At 54.9% G+C, this 19,061-nt stretch carries 16 protein-coding genes, 1 tRNA gene and 1 other RNA gene; 7 read left to right on the forward strand and 11 right to left on the reverse strand.

What is annotated here, in order from left to right:
* Positions 1-5 precede the first annotated feature (5 nt).
* Both bcsQ and bcsO read right to left on the reverse strand, forming a co-directional pair.
* A complete protein-coding gene (gene bcsQ, locus ABU190_RS13605) occupies positions 6-809 on the reverse strand; it encodes a cellulose biosynthesis protein BcsQ (RefSeq protein WP_354691603.1) in 804 nt (267 codons plus the stop codon).
* Positions 800-1,402 (reverse strand): cellulose biosynthesis protein BcsO, encoded by a 603-nt coding sequence (bcsO, locus tag ABU190_RS13610; RefSeq protein ID WP_354691604.1) that lies wholly within the window; start codon positions 1,400-1,402, stop codon positions 800-802. The genes bcsQ and bcsO overlap by 10 nt, the downstream gene beginning before the upstream one ends.
* 562 nt (positions 1,403-1,964) lie before the next feature.
* Here bcsO and ABU190_RS13615 point away from each other — a divergent pair.
* Positions 1,965-2,876 carry a LysR substrate-binding domain-containing protein gene (locus ABU190_RS13615; RefSeq protein ID WP_354691605.1) on the forward strand — a complete coding sequence of 304 codons (912 nt, stop codon included), beginning with the start codon at positions 1,965-1,967 and terminating at the stop codon, positions 2,874-2,876.
* Here ABU190_RS13615 and ABU190_RS13620 read toward each other — a convergent pair.
* On the reverse strand, positions 2,868-3,686 hold the full coding sequence (locus tag ABU190_RS13620; RefSeq protein WP_354691606.1) for a DUF2877 domain-containing protein: 819 nt from the start codon (positions 3,684-3,686) through the stop codon (positions 2,868-2,870). The genes ABU190_RS13615 and ABU190_RS13620 overlap by 9 nt on opposite strands.
* Positions 3,687-3,925: 239 nt before the next feature.
* Between ABU190_RS13620 and ABU190_RS13625 the strand changes: the two genes are divergently transcribed.
* The 6 genes from ABU190_RS13625 to ABU190_RS13650 all read left to right on the forward strand — a co-directional run bounded on the left by ABU190_RS13625 (position 3,926) and on the right by ABU190_RS13650 (position 9,888).
* Positions 3,926-4,588 (forward strand): cysteine hydrolase, encoded by a 663-nt coding sequence (locus ABU190_RS13625; protein ID WP_354691607.1) that lies wholly within the window; start codon positions 3,926-3,928, stop codon positions 4,586-4,588.
* 67 nt (positions 4,589-4,655) lie between these two features.
* Complete coding sequence (gene fdrA / locus ABU190_RS13630; protein ID WP_354691608.1) at positions 4,656-6,203, forward strand: acyl-CoA synthetase FdrA; 1,548 nt, start codon at positions 4,656-4,658, stop codon at positions 6,201-6,203.
* A gap of 3 nt (positions 6,204-6,206) precedes the next feature.
* On the forward strand, positions 6,207-7,607 hold the full coding sequence (locus tag ABU190_RS13635) for a DUF1116 domain-containing protein (protein WP_354691609.1): 1,401 nt from the start codon (positions 6,207-6,209) through the stop codon (positions 7,605-7,607).
* Between the two features lie 110 nt (positions 7,608-7,717).
* Complete coding sequence (locus ABU190_RS13640; RefSeq protein ID WP_354691610.1) at positions 7,718-7,846, forward strand: hypothetical protein; 129 nt, start codon at positions 7,718-7,720, stop codon at positions 7,844-7,846.
* A gap of 28 nt (positions 7,847-7,874) precedes the next feature.
* Positions 7,875-8,270, forward strand: coding sequence for a glutamyl-tRNA amidotransferase (locus ABU190_RS13645; RefSeq protein ID WP_039080203.1), 396 nt, complete (start codon positions 7,875-7,877; stop codon positions 8,268-8,270).
* A 19-nt stretch (positions 8,271-8,289) separates the two neighbouring features.
* Positions 8,290-9,888, forward strand: coding sequence for a regulator (locus ABU190_RS13650; RefSeq protein ID WP_354691611.1), 1,599 nt, complete (start codon positions 8,290-8,292; stop codon positions 9,886-9,888).
* 126 nt (positions 9,889-10,014) lie between these two features.
* Here ABU190_RS13650 and dppF read toward each other — a convergent pair whose 3' ends face one another.
* The 8 genes from dppF to eptB form a co-directional block, all read right to left on the reverse strand.
* Complete coding sequence (gene dppF / locus ABU190_RS13655; RefSeq protein ID WP_039080201.1) at positions 10,015-11,025, reverse strand: dipeptide ABC transporter ATP-binding subunit DppF; 1,011 nt, start codon at positions 11,023-11,025, stop codon at positions 10,015-10,017.
* Positions 11,022-12,005: a dipeptide ABC transporter ATP-binding protein gene (gene dppD, locus ABU190_RS13660; protein WP_193794643.1), complete on the reverse strand. Its 984-nt coding sequence runs from the start codon at positions 12,003-12,005 to the stop codon at positions 11,022-11,024. Before dppD ends, dppF begins: the two co-directional genes overlap by 4 nt.
* Before the next feature lie 10 nt (positions 12,006-12,015).
* Positions 12,016-12,918 carry a dipeptide ABC transporter permease DppC gene (gene dppC / locus ABU190_RS13665; RefSeq protein ID WP_354691612.1) on the reverse strand — a complete coding sequence of 301 codons (903 nt, stop codon included), beginning with the start codon at positions 12,916-12,918 and terminating at the stop codon, positions 12,016-12,018.
* A 9-nt stretch (positions 12,919-12,927) separates the two neighbouring features.
* Positions 12,928-13,947 (reverse strand): dipeptide ABC transporter permease DppB, encoded by a 1,020-nt coding sequence (dppB, locus tag ABU190_RS13670; RefSeq protein WP_354691613.1) that lies wholly within the window; start codon positions 13,945-13,947, stop codon positions 12,928-12,930.
* 168 nt (positions 13,948-14,115) lie between these two features.
* Positions 14,116-15,723, reverse strand: coding sequence for a dipeptide ABC transporter periplasmic-binding protein DppA (dppA, locus tag ABU190_RS13675; protein WP_039080197.1), 1,608 nt, complete (start codon positions 15,721-15,723; stop codon positions 14,116-14,118).
* A gap of 1,136 nt (positions 15,724-16,859) precedes the next feature.
* Positions 16,860-16,992: non-coding RNA, RtT sRNA (locus tag ABU190_RS13680), on the reverse strand.
* Positions 16,993-17,024: 32 nt separating this feature from the next.
* Positions 17,025-17,101: transfer RNA gene (locus tag ABU190_RS13685), tRNA-Pro, on the reverse strand.
* Positions 17,102-17,191: 90 nt separating this feature from the next.
* Positions 17,192-18,874 carry a kdo(2)-lipid A phosphoethanolamine 7''-transferase gene (gene eptB / locus ABU190_RS13690; protein ID WP_039080196.1) on the reverse strand — a complete coding sequence of 561 codons (1,683 nt, stop codon included), beginning with the start codon at positions 18,872-18,874 and terminating at the stop codon, positions 17,192-17,194.
* Positions 18,875-19,061: the final 187 nt, after the last annotated feature.

Here is a 19,061-nt window from a genome sequence, read left to right on the forward strand (position 1 = left end):
GCGAATTAGAAGCCAGACATTTTCGGTTTACTGTGAACCGTGCCGTCTCCGATTTTTACGCCTAAGATTCCGGCGACTCTTTTTGCAATGAGTTCGATATCGAATGCAGCGGCGGATGCAGGACTAAAGTCGAAAACCGATTGCTGCGAGGCATTCGCTTCTACAACGCTTTCATCACGATGAATAACGCCTAAAAGCTGATTACCTAATTTCTGTTCCATAAATGCGGTGACATCCCGGCTGACCTGACGACGGTTGTCGCTCTGGTTGAGCACGAAGTAATGGCCCGCTTTTCGATTGAGGACATCCCCGGTGAGACGGTGATTTTCAACGTGAGGCAACAGGGAAAGAGAGGCGGTATCTGCCTGCATGATGACCAGATGCAAGTCTGCCAGGCGCGACATGGCTTTCAGTGCAGCAGAGGGACCGGGAGGAAAATCGGCCACAATGATCAGGCCCGGATAATTCAGCAACGTGTTGAGGCCGCGAATCAGAAAATGTTCGTCATTCGTCAGGCGTTCTTCGAATATCTGGCGTTGATCTTCGCTGGCTTCGCCATAAGGCAACACAAAGATATTCCCGCCTGCGGTCAACACGAACTGACTCCAGTCCGAGGACTCAGCCGCTTTGGCGACATAACCACGCTCGTCAGATAGCGGCACGCCAAAATGCAGACGCAGTGCGTTCTGCACGTCAAAATCCAGCGCCAGGACCTTACTGCCAGAACGCGCAAGTGCGTAAGCCAGATTAGCCGTGAGCGTCGTTTTCCCAACACCACCCTTCGGTGAACAAACACAAATCAACGGCATGAAGCGATCCTTTCTAGCAAAGATTGTAAAGGTTGGTTTTTTTCTACGGTGGGTTTTGCTTCTGGCGCTTTCGTTGCAAACAGCCGGGAATAATCAGCAGGCGCTGTCGCAGACGGAGCGGATGTGGTGGTGATCGTTGGTACAACCGGGTTAGCCGCCGGTTGGGCAGAAGGCGCAACAGGTGCCGCCGATTGCGATGCAAGTTGTCCGGCAACTTCACGGAAAATAGACGGGGTGGTCACCGCCGGTAAGTCTGCGTCGACAGGGGGAAGAACGCTTTCGGTGCTGTTTTCGGTGGTTTCGGAACTTTCAATACTGTCACTGTCGATAGTATCGATACTTTCGACGCGCTCATGACATTGGTCGCTCGCGAAGACATCCGGGGCGACAGCTTGCGGTTGCGGCAGCGAAACGTGACCACCCATTGCCAGTTTCGACTCCTCTGTTGCAGGAGCCAGCTGATTCATGATCGCCCAACTTCCATGGTCAGGAGAGAGGTTCTGCGCCGACAGATCCTTGAATTCGTATTTTTGGTTGCGGGTCTTATCCTTAAACCTCTGCAAATCATCATAATGGTTCATAGCTATACTCATGATTTACAAAATAAACTATATACCCACCACCTACATAACCTGAGCGATCAGTTATTGGTAGATTCGTTTTATAATTAGGCTGCTCGCCTGTCGTGTGGGTACGTAGATGCTTTGGCTATTAACAATTCGCCTTATTATCGCGTGGCTAAATTACATCAGTGCTAACACGCTGTTTATTTCTAGCAAATATATAAATTTCACCTGTACACATGCTATCTTTTTTTTCCCTAAAAATCATTAAAGTAGTTAATAGCAACTCACCACGTTGAACATCAACCTAAGAATCAACTTAATGTGGATAATTGACACAAAAAACCAAATAATACACGGCATGCAGGGTTTTACACCAGTATGAATAGTGAGCGATTTAATTATTTATTACTCGCTGAAATATATGGAAATACTTGTTTGATTTAGAACCAGGATAAAAAACGGCAACTCACGATAGCTCTGAGAATTAGCGTAACACGCCTGTTTTTAGTAGGGACCGGATGAGCAAACTGGTCTGGATGCAGGTAATGCGTTAAAAATTAACAACGCGCTATCCGGCAAGGGAGACGGCATGTTGATTAGTGCACAAGCATTGAATGTAATCATCACCATTGCACGCTGCGGTAGTTTTGCCGCAGCCGCAGAGGAACTGCATAAAGTACCGACGGCGCTTAGCTATACGGTTCACAAGCTGGAAAGTGAATTGGGACTCAAGTTATTCAAACGCCTCGGGAAACAGCTCGAATTAACGGAAGCTGGCCGTTATTTCATTAGTAAAGGCCAGATTATCCTGACTCAACTGGATGATCTCCAGTTTGCCACCCAGCGTATTGCCGCTGGTGTCGAGACTCGTCTCAATATTACCCTTAATAATATTGTCAGCCTGCGACCGGTTTATACCCTACTCTCAGAAAGCGAATTACTTTTCCCGCAAACCGAAATTCATATCGCGATTGATGTACATGATGGCGTCTGGGACGCCTTACTGGAAAAACGGGCGGATATCGCCATTGCCGCGCCCAACCAGGTCGCCTTACCTGGAGAAATATGCTGCCTGGAAATTGGCACGGTCGAATGGCTATTCGCCATCGCGCCCGATCATCCTCTCACCGCCATTCATCGTCCGCTGCGTGCCGACGACCTGCGTCCTTATCCTGCGGTGTGCATCCCCGATACCTCGGTAAAACTTGAACCCAAAGTTGCCTGGCAGCTACGGGGACAAAAAGCGGTGGTCGTGCCTGACTATCATGCGAAGATCTCTATGCATCTCAAAGGGCTGGGCATTGGTTTTCTGCCACGCCATATTTGCCAGCCCTATATTGATGATGGCCGACTCGTACATCTGCATGTTGAAGAGAGCAAACAACCGACACCGCTGTTTCTGGCCTGGCAAAGCCGCCCGCCGCGCCCCTGTTTTAACTGGTGGCTGCAGCAGTTAAAACAGCCGGAGGTGCAAAAAGGGTTATTTACGCCGTTAAGCTAAGGCGTGCGCTGCCGTGAGGATGCCCGCCAGCATATCGTGACCAGAAGAGTGCCCGTAGTCGGCGACGCGCGCGATGGCCTGCGGCCCTGTCTCGCTTTCGCCTCTCGCCAGCGCCAGCAGTTGGGCGCTGTAATGATGATTACAGCCCTGCTCCAGCATGGCGCGGCTGATATCGGTCGTACGGTCGAGTAAGGGGAGCAGCGCCGCGTTGAATGCCGCTGCGTGCGCAAAGCGCCAGTTATTGATAACCAGCGACACGCCCAGCAGGAAATCATCTCCGGCGGGGGTAAGCCCCTCCCCCCGACCAATAAAGCCCATAAGGAGTTCGTTGAGCTCCCCTTCGCCCGTGCGCAGCCAGTGGGCCAAAGAGGCCTGCGCGCGTATTAACGTCGCGTCCGTACGCAGCGCGAGGCGAATGCCTTTTTCCGGCTGATGGCTGAAAAAGGTGGCGATCTGTGCGGCCAGGCGCGCCAGCATTTGCGCTTCGCCGCAGGGTGTTAGCCGCGTGGAAACCGGCATGGCTGAGCCCAGTTCGATACGCGCTTTTGTGCCGTACAGGCAGGTTTCATCACGCCAGCGCAGCCGTTCCCCCACGGTAAAAAAGGGGCGCAGGTCAACGCAGTCAGTCACCATTCCCGCCGGGGCCAGCGGCATATCGCTCGCCTGCACCACCCATAGCCTCCCTTGTGGCGTTTGCACGTTACAGGCACGCTGAAAAACCGAATGCACCCGAAGCCAGGGAACCGTCGGGCGCCATGGGGGTAACGCATCGCAGAGTTGTATCGCCGCAAAATCTCTTCCTGAGGTCATGATTACGCCTGTCAATAGGTGTGAGGTCACAAATCCGCTATCTTGTTTTGGGTGCTTTTTTTACCCAAATCCGACGCTTGTACGCCTAAAGCCTCGCCAGTTCACGATTTACGCATTATGGCGTTTTCGCGTACAGAGATGCCTCATATTTTTTGAGGTTCAGGCAGAAAAGCTTTTTGCGCACACGGCGTTATCACTCCGTACACTCCAATGAAAGGCGAATTAACAAAGGAACGTTTATGCGCACGATTAAAGCTCAACCTTTTGACTTTCAGTTCGATCCCGCCACCACCGCACTCGTGGTGATTGATATGCAACGCGACTTTGTTGAACGCGGTGGTTTTGGCGAAGCCCTTGGCAATGACGTCTCCCTTGTTCGCCGTGCGATCGAACCCTGTGCCGCATTGCTGAAAAGCGCTCGCGAGGCGGGTCTGCTGGTTATTCATACCCGGGAAGGGCACCATGATGACCTCAGCGATTGCCTGCCCGCCAAACGTACCCGTGGCGGTAAAACCTTTATTGGCGAGCCCGGTCCGATGGGCCGCATTCTGGTACGAGGCCAGCCGGGCCACGACATCATTCCCGAACTCACACCACAGCCCGGCGAGCCGGTGATTGATAAGCCAGGCAAAGGGGCGTTTTACGCCACTGACCTGCATCTCATTCTGCAATCTCACCGCATCGCCTCGCTCATTATCTGCGGCGTCACCACCGAGGTGTGTGTGCAGAGTACCGCCCGTGAAGCCAACGATCGTGGCTATGAGCTGGTGATTCCGGAAGATTGCTGCGCCTCCTACTTTCCGGAATTTCATCAGGCGGCGCTGGCGATGATCAAAGCCCAGGGCGCCATTGTCGGCTGGGTGAGCCATTCAGCGGAGGTCATTGCGGCGCTGCGCCCATGACGCTCCAGCAGACCGATACAACGTAGTAAGCAGCAAAGCGAGTACCGTTTTTGCCCAAGGATAAAAGATGACACTGCACTATCAATGTTTCCCGAACCTGTATAAGGACTCCGTTTCCCTTATGCAGATCTCCGCCAAACTCAACGCGCTGGATGGGGTAGAGCAAGCATCTGTCGCCATGGCGACCCCGGCTAATATTGAACGCATGCGTGACGCGGGCATGGACATTGTCATCGACGCGCGCCCTAACGATCTGTTAATTGCGCTGGAAGCCAGCGAAGCCGCTGCGCAAGCGGCGCTGGAACTCGCGGCCTCCTTGCTGCGCCCTTCTGCTGTTGAGCCCGCTTCCGGCGCGACACAGCGTGTACCTGTCAGTATCGCTATGGGTCTGCACGACGCGCTGGAGGCCAATTTTGCCCTGATTTCTGTGCCAGGCCGCTATGCCGCTGCCGAAGCATTGAAAGCGCTGAGCAACGGTCTGCACGTGATGATATTCAGCGATAACGTTCCGGAAGATCAAGAAGCCGCTATCAAGCGTTACGCCAGCCAGAACCAGTTGTTGGTCATGGGGCCGGATTGCGGTACCGCCATTATCAACGGTCTGCCGCTGGGCTTTGCCAATGTGGTACGACGCGGCGCTATTGGCCTGGTGGCAGCATCCGGGACCGGACTACAAGAGGTCAGTTGCCATATTCACCATCTTGGCGCTGGCGTGTCGCAGGCCATCGGCACGGGCGGGCGCGATCTGCACGAAGCCATCGGCGGTCTGAGCATGATTCAGGGCATCACCCTGTTAGCAGAAGATCCTGAAACACAACTTATTGTTCTTATTTCTAAACCACCAGCACCAGGGATTATGCAAAAAGTACTGGCCTGCGCACGCCAGTGTGAAAAACCCGTCGTCGTCCATTTTCTGGGCGCCGACGAGCACAGTTTGCAATATGAAGGCGTCATACCCGCACTCAGTCTGCGTCACGCAGCGGAGATCGCGGTAGCCACGTTAGAGGGTAAAAAGGCGCCCAAAGAGACCAGCACCAGGGAAGCTCTCCTCGCCAAAGCCCGGGACAGCATTGGGGCAATGGCGGCAAAACAAAAAGACATTCGCGGCGTATTCGCCGGTGGCACATTCTGTTACGAAGCACAACTCGCCCTGCTGGCGGCGGGGCTGTCATGTGAATCCAACGCCCCTGTTCGTGGGGCCACGGAATTACGCAGCCGTCAGCAGGGTACCGGACATAGTCTGGTCGATATGGGGGATGACGAATTCACCCAGGGCCGACCGCATCCCATGATTGACCCCAAACTGCGCAACGCACGCCTGTTGTCGGAAGGTCGCGATCCCACCACGGCCGTCCTGTTGTTTGACATTGTTCTGGGCTACGGCGCCAGCGCAGATCCTTGCGCCACGTTATTGCCTGTGCTGGATACGCTGCGGCAAGAAGCCGCTCAAGCGCAGCGACACCTTTTGCTGATTGCGCACGTTTGCGGGACCGAAGACGATCCTCAGAATCGTCAGCAGCAAATTGAATGTTTAGAACAGGCTGGCGTTCTGGTGGCGGACAGCAATATCGAGGCCGCGCGACTGGCGGCTTTTGTAGCCCTTCAACGGAAATAGATTATGACGACGTTATTTCAACAACCGCTCAGCGTGCTCAACCTGGGTCTGGAGAGTTTCGCCAATAATCTGCGGGATGCAGGGGGGGACGTGTTGCATCTGCAATGGCAGCCCGCCGCATTCGGCGATGAAGAGGCTAACTGGATGTTGGCGAAATTAATGGCGGATACCCGCGTGGATGCGGCAAATGACATCGCGTTGCAGCGCTACCTGGATGCGCAACCGGTGCTGATCGGAATCAGTACAGCGCAGGAAGCCATTCCGGCGCTGGCGGCAGAACGCAAAATTTTGCACGCAGGTCCGCCCATCGCCTGGGCAGACATGTGTGGCCCAATGCAAGGGGCGATTGCCGGGGCGATTGTGCTCGAAAGGTGGGCTGACAGCGTTGAGCAGGCCATGCTAATGGCGTCAAATAGCGAGGTCGCGCTGGAACCCTGTCATCACCACCACGCTACCGGGCCAATGGCGGGGATCATTAGCCCCTCCATGCCTGTGTGGATAGTAGAGAACAAAACGCATGGCAACCGGGCCTACTGTAATTTCAACGAAGGGCTCGGGAAAGTGCTGCGTTTTGGCGCCAATCATGACGAGGTCCTGACCCGTCTGCGCTGGATGGCCAATGTGCTGGCGCCTGTGCTCAAGAAAGCCCTTGCCATGAGCGGCGATATTGAACTTAAGCCCATGATTGCCCAGGCGCTACATATGGGTGATGAATGCCATAACCGCAACGTCGCGGCCAGCGGGTTGTTCTTTCGCCGCCTGGCCTCCCATCTGGCCCGCATTGAAAAGGGCCCGGAAGTGCTGGAGTTTATCGCGGCCAACGATCACTTCTTCCTGAATCTCTCCATGGCGGCCTGTAAATCGATGCTCGATGCCGCCAGCAATGTCCCGCACAGTTCCATGGTCACGGTGATGGCACGCAACGGCGTCAACTTCGGTATCCGTCTTTCCGGGACCGGCGATCGCTGGTTTCAGGCCCCGGCTAACCCGGTTGATGGCCTGTTCTTCCCCGGTTTTGGCGTTAATGATGCGGCGGCAGATCTGGGCGATTCGGCCATTACGGAAACCGCAGGCATTGGCGGTTTTGCCATGGCGGCGTCACCGGCTATCGTGAAATTTGTTGGCGGCACCCCGGCCGATGCGGTGAGACACAGCCAGGCTATGCATGAAATTACCTTAACCACCCAGCCGGCATTTACCCTGCCCGCCCTCAATTTTGTGGGCAGCGGCTGCGGCATTGATGCGCGGCGCGTTGTCGATAGCAATATTCTGCCCATTATCAATACCGGAATCGCCCATAAGCTGGCAGGGGTCGGACAAATTGGCGCGGGTATTACCACCGCACCGCTGGCCTGCTTCATTGCCGGGCTGACGGCTCTGTCGCAAGGGAACGATCGTGTGTAGCGGTAAGGTCGCTGTCGTCGCTGTCGGCGGCAACGCAGCGCTGGCTTAGCCAGCTTTCACTCGCCGAAGCAGAAGCGCTGCTGCAAAGCCATGAATTGGGCGCAGGCAGCATGGCCCCGAAAATTGAAGCCATGCTGACTTACTTACGCGCTCAGCCGCAGGGGCTGGGCCTGATTACCACGCCGCAGGGCATTTCCCGCGCGCTAAGCGGCAAGGGTAGCACCCGTTTTACCCGCTAACGCTGCACACTTTTCTGAGCAAAAAACCATGATAAGTAATAAGATTTTACTGGCCGTTAATGGCACATTAATGCGTGGCCTTGTGCTTAATCCTAATATGATTGCCGCACAGGCTGAGTTTGTTCGTGAAGACACTACCGCCGCCTGCTACCGCTGCTGGAGCATTAATGATAACCACCCAGGCATGATTCGCACACCCGGAGAGGGCGGGCAAATTGCGCTGGAAATTTGGGCGGTGCCGCCTGCCGGGCTTGGCGAGATCCTGCTAAAAGAACCTGCCGGATTGTGTGTCGGTAAGGTCGAGTTGAGTGACGGTAGTGAAGTACTGGGTGTGCTGGCCGAACCCTGGCTGGTAGAAGGACAAAAAGAAATTACCTCTTTGGGAGGCTGGAGAGCTTATACCGGCCACTTTATGACAGCTTGATAACGTCAGGAGTAGGATCATGGCGCAAGGAAATCTCGCTCATCGGCCACAGCTTTGGGTCGCGGGCGATTTAAATGCTTTTTTTGGTCTGTTCACGAATGTGTTATTGAATGTGCTGGTGCTCTCCGGGCTGGCACTGTACGTTGCGCAAATCCCGGCAACAACGGTTTATGGTCGTATCCTGCCTGCTCTGGGCATTGCACTTCCCCTCGGAAATCTCTTCTATGCCTGGCTTGCCTGGAAATTAGCCCAGCGCGAAGGCCGCAATGATGTTACCGCTCTGCCTTATGGCCCCAGCGTGCCGCATATGTTTATCGTGGTTTTTGTGGTAATGCTGCCTACACTGCTGATTCATAAAGACTGGATGCTGGCGTGGAAGCTGGGTCTTATCTGGGCGATGTTCGTCGGTATTATTGTCCTGCTCGGCGTTGTCGTTGGCCCGACCATCCGTAAATATACCCCGCGTGCCGCTATGCTCGGGACGCTGGCCGGGATCGCGATTGCTTTTATCGCGATGCGCCCGGCTTATCAGATGTTTGATACCGCATGGATTGGCGTCATCTGTTTCGCCATTATCCTGCTCAACTGGGTCGGGAATGTCCGTCTGCCGTTCGGTTTACCAGGCGGGCTGGCCGTGGTCATCGTTGGCTGCGTGCTCGGCTGGGGGGCTACGCTGCTGGGTCTGAGTGACATAATGAACCCGGCTGCCGTAAAAGAAGCAACCGGCAATTTTGCGCTCCATCTGCCTTCCATTACCGGCGATGTGTTCAGCGTGCCATCGGAGCTGATCTGGCCGCTGCTGGTGACGGCTATCCCGCTGGGTATCTTCAACTTTACTGAAATCCTCAATAACGTGGAGTCCGCCGCCGTAGGTGGCGACAGCTATAACCTGCGTGCGGTGCTGGCGGCAGATGGTGTGGGGGCGATTGTCGGTGCGCTGCTCGGCTCGCCGTTCCCGCCAGCGGTCTATATCGGCCACCCCGGCTGGAAAGCGATGGGTGGGCGTATCGGTTATTCGCTGGCGACCGGTATTGCGATGGCGATTGTCTGTTTCCTGGGGCTTACCGCACTGCTGCTGTCGATCATTCCGCTGGTCGCGATAGTGCCGATTCTGCTATTTATCGGGCTGGTGATTGGCGCACAGGCGTTCCAGGTGTCGCCGAAACGTCACGCGCCCGCCATTATTCTGGCGCTGGTACCGAATATTGCGGAGTGGGCGAAAACGCAGGTCGATGGCGCACTGAATGCGGCGGGAGCCAACACGGTGAATCTGCCTGCTGAGGTGATGACCAATATGGCCAATAACGGCGTGCTTTATAACGGTATGGCCACCACCGGTGGGGGTGCCGTACTGGCAGGGCTGATGATGGGGGCGATTGCCGCGTTTATCATTGACCGTCGTTTTAACTGGGCCGCGGTCTATGCCGCTGCTGCCACGGTGCTTTCCTTCTTTGGTTTTATTCATGGACACCAGATGGCGGTTAACGCCTCGCCAACGGTGACTTTCGCCTATGCGGTGGTGACGCTGATGCTGACCTTCCTCGCCTGGCGTCAGGTGTGCGAGCAGGGCAAGCTGGACTGGTCGCCGATTGATAACGACAGTGAGCCGATGAGCTAAAACCCACAGTCCCCGGTGGCGCTGCGCTTACCGGGGCTACGAACGATAGCCCGAATGAAGCATTAGCGCATCCGGGGAGGCATAAAAAAACCGGAGCGCATGGCTCCGGTTTTTTATTTCAGCGCGTTACGCCTGTGGCTTTTCGCCGTTTTCATCCTGATCGACCGCGAAGCAGGCAACCAGTTGACCGCCGTAGTCTTTGAGCTGCGGCTGCAACTGGGTGCAGGGACCGAAGCGGCGGCGGCAGCGGGCGTTAAACGCACAACCCGGCGGCGGACTCAGCGGGCTCGGCAGCTCGCCGGTCAACTTGATGCGTTCGCGGCGATCGTCCGGGTTCAGGCGCGGCGTCGCAGAGAGCAGCGCCTGGGTGTACGGATGACGCGGATTAGAGAAGATCTGGTCCTTGGTGCCCTTCTCGACGCAGCGGCCCAGATACATCACCATCACTTCATCGGCAATGTGTTCCACCACGGACAGGTCGTGGGAGATAAACACATAGGACAGCCCCAAATCCTGCTGCAAGTCCATCATCAGGTTCAGCACCTGCGCGCGAACAGAAACGTCCAGCGCGGAGACCGGTTCGTCGGCAATCACCACGTCCGGGTCCAGCATCAGACCACGGGCAATAGCGATACGCTGACGCTGACCGCCGGAGAACATGTGCGGGTAACGGTCATAATGCTCGGTTTTCAGGCCGACTTTCGCCATCATCGCCAGCGCTTTCTCACGACGCTCCGCCTTGCTCAGGGAGGAGTTAATCAGCAGCGGTTCTTCCAGAATCTGTCCCACTTTTTTGCGCGGGTTCAGCGAACCGTATGGGTTCTGGAACACGATCTGGATTTTCTGGCGACGCAGTTTCTGCGCATGCGGATCGTGTTTCAGCAGATCCTGCCCCTGGTAATACAGCTCACCACCGGTCGGGGTTTCGATCATTGTCAGCAGACGGCCCAGCGTGGATTTACCACAACCGGATTCACCGACCACAGCCAGCGTTTTGCCACGTTCCAGGGTGAACGATACGCCGTCCAGCGCTTTTACCAGGCGTTCCGGGGCGAACAGCCCCTTCTTCACCGGGTAGTGTTTTTTCAGGTCGATAGCCTGCAACAGCGGTTGCGTGGCGGCCTCGTGCGTACTCATAGTGTGGGCCTCCCGGCATCATCGAGTGGGTAGTGACATTTCGACTGGCGTCCACCGTCAACGGTGTTCAACGCAGGCTCTTCGGCGCGGCATCGGTCCGTTGCATAGGGGCAACGCGGGTTCAGCAGACAGCCATTCGGACGGTCATACTTACCGGGTACGACGCCTGGCAGCGACGCCAGACGCGCTTTATCCTGCGCAAATTCCGGCAATGCCCGCAGCAGTGCCTGGGTATACGGATGACGCGGTGCGCGGAAGATATCTTTCGCCGCCCCGGTTTCCACCACCTGGCCTGCATACATCACGATGATTTTGTGTGCCGCTTCGGCCACCAGCGCCAGGTCATGGGTGATCAGGATCAGCGCCATGTTCTCTTTTTGCTGTAGCTCCAGCAGCAGCTCAATAATCTGCGCCTGAATAGTCACGTCCAGCGCAGTCGTTGGCTCATCGGCAATCAGCAGTTTCGGCTGACACGCGATCGCCATCGCAATCATGACACGCTGGCTCATCCCACCGGAGAGCTGATGAGGATAAACGTCCAGCCTTGATGCCGGATCGGGAATACCGACCTGGTTGAGCAGATCAATCGCGCGCTGGCGGCGGGTGTGCTTATTGCCACCCTGATGCACTTTGATCGCTTCCATAATCTGGAAACCGACGGTGTAGCAGGGGTTCAGGCTGGTCATCGGATCCTGGAAGATCATCGCCACTTCGGAACCCACCAGACTGCGGCGCTCTTTTTCCGAAATGCGTTTCAAATCCTGACCGTTAAACTCCAGATGTTCCGCCATTACGCGGCCTGGGAAGTCAATCAACCCCATGATCGCCAGCGAGCTGACCGATTTACCAGAGCCAGACTCCCCCACGATGCCAACCACTTCACCCTGATTCACACTGTAGCTTACGCGGTCTACTGCGCGAAACTCGCTGCCTTCGTCGCCGAAATGCACCGATAATTTATTAACATTTAATAACGCCATCTCGAACCTCTTACTGCTTCAGTTTGGGGTCGAGCGCATCACGCAGGCCGTCACCCATCAGGTTAAATGCCAGCACCGTCAGCAGGATCGCCAGACCAGGGAAGGTCACGACCCACCAGGCACTTTGCGCGAACTGCAACACGTCGGAGAGCATAGTGCCCCACTCCGGTGTTGGAGGCTGCGCGCCCATGCCAAGGAAGCCGAGGGCGGCCATGTCGAGAATGGCGTTCGAGAAACCGAGCGACGCCTGAACAATCAGCGGCGCAAGGCAGTTAGGGAAAATATTGACGAACATCTGACGCATCGCGCCAGCCCCCGCCACGCGGGAAGCCGTCACGTAATCGCGGTTAACTTCCACCAGCACCGCGGCACGGGTAAGACGTACATAGTGCGGCAAGGCGACGAAAGTGAGCGCTAACGACGCGTTGACTATCGAAGGACCGAATATCGCCACCAGGACCAGCGCCAGCAGCAGGCTCGGCAGCGCCAGCATGATGTCGACAACACGCATGATGATGCTATCGATGACACCGCCAAAGTAGCCCGCCACCAGGCCAAGGATAATCCCCATGATCAATGACAGCACCACTACCAGACAGCCGACCAGCAGCGACAGGCGCGCGCCAAACATCAGACGCGACAGGGTATCGCGGCCTACGTCATCGGTACCCAGAATATGCGACCATGTGCCGCCATCCTGCCAGACCGGCGGCGCCAGTAGCGCATCGCGGAACTGATCCGCCGGGTTATGCGGCGCCAGCACGTTCGCGAAGATGGCGATAAGCAGCATCAGGACCACGTAAACCAGACCAACAACCGCGCCTTTATTACGTTTGAAATAGTGCCAGAACTCCTGCAGCGGGGTCATCGGGACCGGTGCAGAGATAACTTTATTTTCAGTAACTTGTGACATGATGGCCCCTTACTTCTTGTGACGAATACGCGGGTTCACCACGCCGTAGAGCAGGTCGACCAACAGGTTGACGAGAATAATCATCGTCGCGACCAGCAATACCCCACCCTGCACAACCGGATAATCGCGGCGTTGCAGCGCGTCAATCAACCAGCGGCCCAGGCCCGGCCAGGAGAAGATGGTTTCCGTCAGGATCGCGCCTGCCAGCAATGTCCCGACCTGCAGACCGATAACGGTCACCACCGGCAGCATCGCATTGCGCAGCGCATGGACGATGATAACGCGCATACGGGTTAACCCTTTGGCGCGCGCGGTGCGGATATAGTCTTCGCCCAGCACTTCCAGCATCGAGGAGCGGGTCATACGGACGATAACCGCCAGCGGGATTGTCCCCAGCACAATGGCAGGCAGAATCATGTGCGCCAGGGCATCGATAAAGTTACCCTGCTCGCCCCAGATAGCCGTGTCGATCAGCATAAAACCGGTAAGCGGGTTGCTATCATCAAGGAACACCATGTCACTGACGCGCCCGGATACCGGCGTCAGGTTCCAGTGTACCGACACCAGCATGATCAGCATCATGCCCCACCAGAAGATAGGCATGGAGTAACCGGTCAGCGCGAGGCTCACGGCGGTATGATCAAAAATGGAACCACGCTTCACAGCGGCCATTACGCCCACCGGGATACCGACAGCCACCGCGAAAATCATGGCGCAGATGCCGAGTTCCAGCGTCGCTTTAAAACGCGGTACGAACTCGTCCCACACCGGAAGACGGCTCTTAAGAGAGATCCCTAAATCACCATGCAACACGCCCCACACATAGTTGACGTATTGCTGCCACAGCGGCTTGTTGAGACCAAGCTCTGCCAGCAACTGGGCATGACGCTCAGGAGAGATACCACGCTCACCTGCCATGATCATCACCGGGTCACCGGGAATCATATGAACGAAGGCAAAGGTGAGAAGGGTGATACCGATAAACGTCGGGATAACTAGCCCCAGACGTCGGAGGATGAACTGCAACATAACCCGGATTCTCTGTAGTGACGCATGCACCTGGCGGTAGTGCGTCTGTATTGCTCACAAATGTTTGGATAAACGGGAAAATCCCCTCTATCCAGGCCTTTTCCCGGAGGAATAAGGAACAAAAACCCTCCCCCCGGAAAGGGAGGAGGGACTCAGGCATCGTGCCTATTATTCAACTGACACGTTTTCGAAGTGGTGTTTGCCCAGCGGATCAACCACGTAGCCTTTGACTTCTTTACGCACCGGCTCATACACGGTGGAGTGCGCGACAATCAGTGCCGGAGCCTGGTCATGCATCACTACCTGAGCCTGTTTGTACAGTTCAATACGCTTGTTGTGGTCGTCAGTTGCGCGAGCCGGCTGAATCAGGTCTTCAAACGGCTTGTAGCACCAGCGAGAGTAGTTGGAACCGTCTTTCGCCGCAGCGCAGCTAAACAGGGTTGCGAAGAAGTTATCCGGATCCCCATTGTCGCCGGTCCAGCCCATCATTACAGCCTGGTGCTCACCCGCTTTGGCGCGTTTCAGGTACTCGCCCCACTCGTAGGTAACGATCTTGGCCTGAACACCGATTTTCGCCCAGTCAGCCTGAATCATCTCAGCCATACGGCGAGCGTTCGGGTTGTACGGACGCTGTACCGGCATCGCCCACAGTTCAACGGTGAAGCCCTGCTCGTGGCCGGATTCTTTCAGCAACTGTTTCGCTTTCTCAACGTCGTAGGTGTAATCCTTAACGTCGTCGTTATAGCCCCACATTGTCGGCGGAATCAGGTTTTTCGCGGCTACGCCAGCACCCTGGTAAACGGCTTTGATGATCGCTTCTTTATTTACCGCGTAAGTCAGCGCCTGACGCACTTTCACGTCATCAAACGGTTTCTTCTCGGTGTTGAAAGACATGTAACCGACGTTCAGGCCAGCCTGCTCCATCAGGTTAATGTTTTTGTCTTGTTTCATACGAGCGATGTCAGCCGGGTTCGGGTACGGCATAACCTGGCACTCGTTTTTCTGCAGTTTGGCATAACGTACGGAAGCGTCAGGCGTGATGGAGAAGACCAGGCGGTCAATCTGCGGCTTGGTGCCCCAGTAACCTTCAAACGCTTTGTACAGAATACGGGAATCTTTCTGGTACTGTTGCAACTGGAACGGACCGGTACCGATCGGATCCAGGTCAACTTTGTCCGGCGTACCGGCTTTCAGCATGTTGTCGGCATATTCTTTGGACAGAATAGACGCGAAGTCCATTGCCAGGTCAGCCAGGAACGGAGATTCCGGACGGGTCAGCACGAATTGAACGGTGTTGTCGTCGACTTTCTTCACTTCGCTAATCAGGTCTGGCAGGCCCATACCTTCAAAGTATTCGTAGCTGCCGCCAGAGACTTTATGGTACGGGTTCTGGGCGTTTTTCTGACGATCAAAGGAAAATACGACGTCGTCCGCGTTGAATTCACGCGTCGGTTTGAAATCTTTGTTGTCCTGCCACTTCACGCCTTTACGCAGGTGGAAAGTGTAGGTTTTGCCATCGGCGCTGATATCCCACTTCTCAGCAAGACCCGGAATGACCTCAGTAGTACCGGTTTTGAACTCAACCAGACGGTTATAAATCGGCACAGAGCTGGCATCGTAAGTAGTACCAGAAGTGAAAAGCTGTGGGTTAAAGCCTTCAGGCGAGCCTTCTGAACAATAAACCAGGGTTTTTGCCTGCACGCTGGCCGCCACAGTCATAGCCACCAGGCTAAGACCAAGCTTCAGCATCCCTGACTTCTTCAAGGAAATACTCATTATTCTGCTCCAATGTGATATGTGTTGTTACCCTTGCGCTGGGTTATCCGACAGGCCGTTATTAGATTTTTGCCTGGACTTATCGGAAGCTATGAGAGACGGGAAATCCTTTCACGAGATTGACTGAGTTGCAGTGCAGATTCTCCATGAAATGCCCCTCATGCCCTACAATCTGTCAATAGAATGTCAAAACGTCAATACAGGTAACGGGGATTTACATCGTTGATGAGAATCAACAAACAAAGTTAAAAAAAACTTCAAGCTGCTATTTTCAGCAGGTAAATTTGTGCTATGCCGTTATGGGCAGAATAATAAGCTTGAGAATCATCTCAGGTTGGTGTTTAACGTTTGAGCAGATTATGAAAAATTTCTTGCGGAATGCTGAATATGTGAGCGATTAATACCGCGAACGTTAAAACGCACAGCGTAAAATGCTAACTCTATCCATAAGCAACGCGAAAAAAGATCGAACTATATATAAAAAAATACAATGGATTATGTCACAAAACCGTGACGCGGTAGGGTGAAATAAGGTTATGGAACGGTAACAGAAGCGGCTGGTTTTCCCCCTCTCCCTTGAGGGCTGAGGAATCCCCAGTAATCTTACGTTTTACAGCGACAACGCCGCTTAATAAGAATAAAACAGTGACAGCGATGACAGGGTCCGGCTGAAAATCGATGAGGCGTTGGCGGCTGACCGGGGCCGCCCGCAGGGAAGCGGGCGGAGGGGATAGCCTGCAAGGACGCAGGCTGGTCCCCGACCCGAAAGTCAGACGACATAAGCATCATGGACCGCGCCAGCGGCGATTTTCCTGGCCGGGAGCCCGGGTCGCCAGGGTGGTGGCGGTGAGCCACCCTGGCACGTTCACGAGTTCTGTCGCGACAGAAAAGCAAGGAACATAAGGTGAACGGAATGACCATCAGAGCCGCATTTTCCCCCTCACCCTAACCCTCTCCCCAAAGAGGAGAGGGGACCGATCGTGCTCGCATTTTTGTGGGGATTCCTCAGCCCTTGAGGGAGAGGGTCGGGGTGAGGGTGATGCGGTTCAATAGCACCACCCCGGCGGCGCTTTGCTTGCCAGGCTACAAAACCACAGATGCAAAAAAGCCTGCTCGTTGAGCAGGCTTTTCGAATTTGGTCGGTGATAGCGATTACTCGCCACTGCGTGGCTCGCCCTGCGGGCCGTTGCTGACGCAACGTTCTCTCGCTTCGCTCGGGTCGAACCTCCCTGCCCCCGGAGGTTCTCTCCTCTTTGGCACAGATGCAAAAAAGCCTGCTCGTTGAGCAGGCTTTTCGAATTTGGTCGGTGATAGAGGATTCGAACCTCCGACCCCTTCGTCCCGAACGAAGTGCGCTACCAGGCTGCGCCAATCACCGAATGCGGGGCGCATCTTACTGCCACACACCCCGACCGTCAATCCCTTAATGTAAAAAAGCCAACTGACTGGCGAGAAAGCCGCCAGCGCCTCAATTTACCTTGTTAGCAGGCACGTGGCACCAGTTGTTATTTTCATTAATCCCGCCGTTTGGCGAGGTATATCCCAGGCAGCCCATGATGGTGTCGTACAGTTCAACGTGGCGGCGCGGCACCTTGATCTCCGCCTGCTGTTTGAGCTGTGCAAACATCTTCGCCTTGTCCGGATTTTGCAGATATTTGTCCGACATCCATACCATCATCGGTACGCGGAACTGCTCCGGTGGCGCCATCTTACGCGGCGTACCGTGCAGATGTTCCTTCTCATTAATCGACTCACCGTGGTCCGCCGCATAGAAGATAATCGCTTTCTTATCGCGCAGCTTGTCGATTACGTTGTCGATAAAATAGTCCACATAGGTGACGGAGTTATCGTACGAATTGATCAACTCTTCTTTGCTGCATTTATCGTCCACCCCCACACACTCCGGCGTCCACTGTGCGAAGCTACGTGGATAGCGCTGGGTATAATTGAAGTGCGAACCTTTGGTATGCAGGATAATCAGATGCTTGCCCTGCTTGTTGTTATTTAGCGATTGCTGCAACTCATCAATTAACAGCATATCGTCAACGCTCTTGCCCCGGTTACGCGGCTCCGCGCCAATCTGTTCACGATAGGCAATGTTGTCTGCCATCGTGTTGCTGTAAAACCACATCTCGCTTTGCATCGCATACAGGTCGGAAGAGAAGCCCATCTGTTTCAGCACGGAAAAGACGTTTTGCTCTTTTAACGTGCGCTGGGGATTATCCTCCGCCCCACCTTCACGTACGAACATACACCGCAGCGACAGCTTGGTGGCGGTATCACACGAGTAGCCACGGAAAGCGACCAGGTTCTTCTCCTGCGCCAGCTTTGGCGTGGTGTTACGCGAGTAACCGAGTAACCCCATGTGATCCCAGCGCGTCGTTTCACCAATGATAAACACGACATAGGTGTCATTGATGTCGTCCGGCGCGACATAACTGAATTTCGCCGCCGGGTTGATCAAGGAACGATGATCCGACGACTCGTCTACCTGCGCCCAGGCGTACAGCCCAAGTGCTGAAAGCCAGTTGGAAGGGAGATAGGAGTTCGCCACCACGCCGCCATAGCTCGGCATGTCCACGCCCGATGTCCGTTCTTCTTCCTTCTGCTGCAAATCCAGAAGGCGAATGGGGCCCCATACCAGCAGCGCGGCCAGGACGACCAGGGTCACGCTCTGCACACGGTGGCCGCGCGTACGCAACTGGCGCAACAGGGTGTAGCGACAGCGGTTATTCCAGATAGACAACAGCGGCATAACACTGACAATCGCCACCCAGGCAATGAGCTGCCAGCCCACCACCTCTTTGGAGAGATCGATGTCTGTGGTCATCACCGAAGCGATAATGCCATAGCCAATAACCACATTCAGGAAGGTCATGTAATAGCTGGCTGCTGCTGAAAACAGCACCACCAGCGAGGCCAGTACACGCCAGGCCCGGCGCCCGAACAATGAGAGCACACGTAATAAAAAGAAAGTCACCAGAACAGTGGCAACCAGTTCAACAACCGCAGAGAGTCCTTTCCAGACGGTGAACGCTTGCGCATAACCATCAAACCGACGGTAGAAAACTGCGCTATTCATAAACAAGCCAATATACAACGCCAGCAGAAAACTCAATTTCTGCTGAGTCATTGCTTTTAAATAACTCATGCAAGCAACCCTGGAAAAAGGGAAAACAAAGCCGCTCAGCGCTTGTAGCAGCACCGATCGGGCATTAAACGCAAGGGAAGTTAATTGAGGAACTTCTTAAGCGCGGATAAGTAGACCACAAGGAAAGGAAAAAGTGTCTGTCCGGAGTGTGATCCGGTCATACATTTACAAAATTATATAACCGGAA

The sequence above is a fragment of the Phytobacter sp. RSE-02 genome (assembly GCF_040578655.1).
GTDB lineage: Bacteria > Pseudomonadota > Gammaproteobacteria > Enterobacterales > Enterobacteriaceae > Phytobacter > Phytobacter diazotrophicus.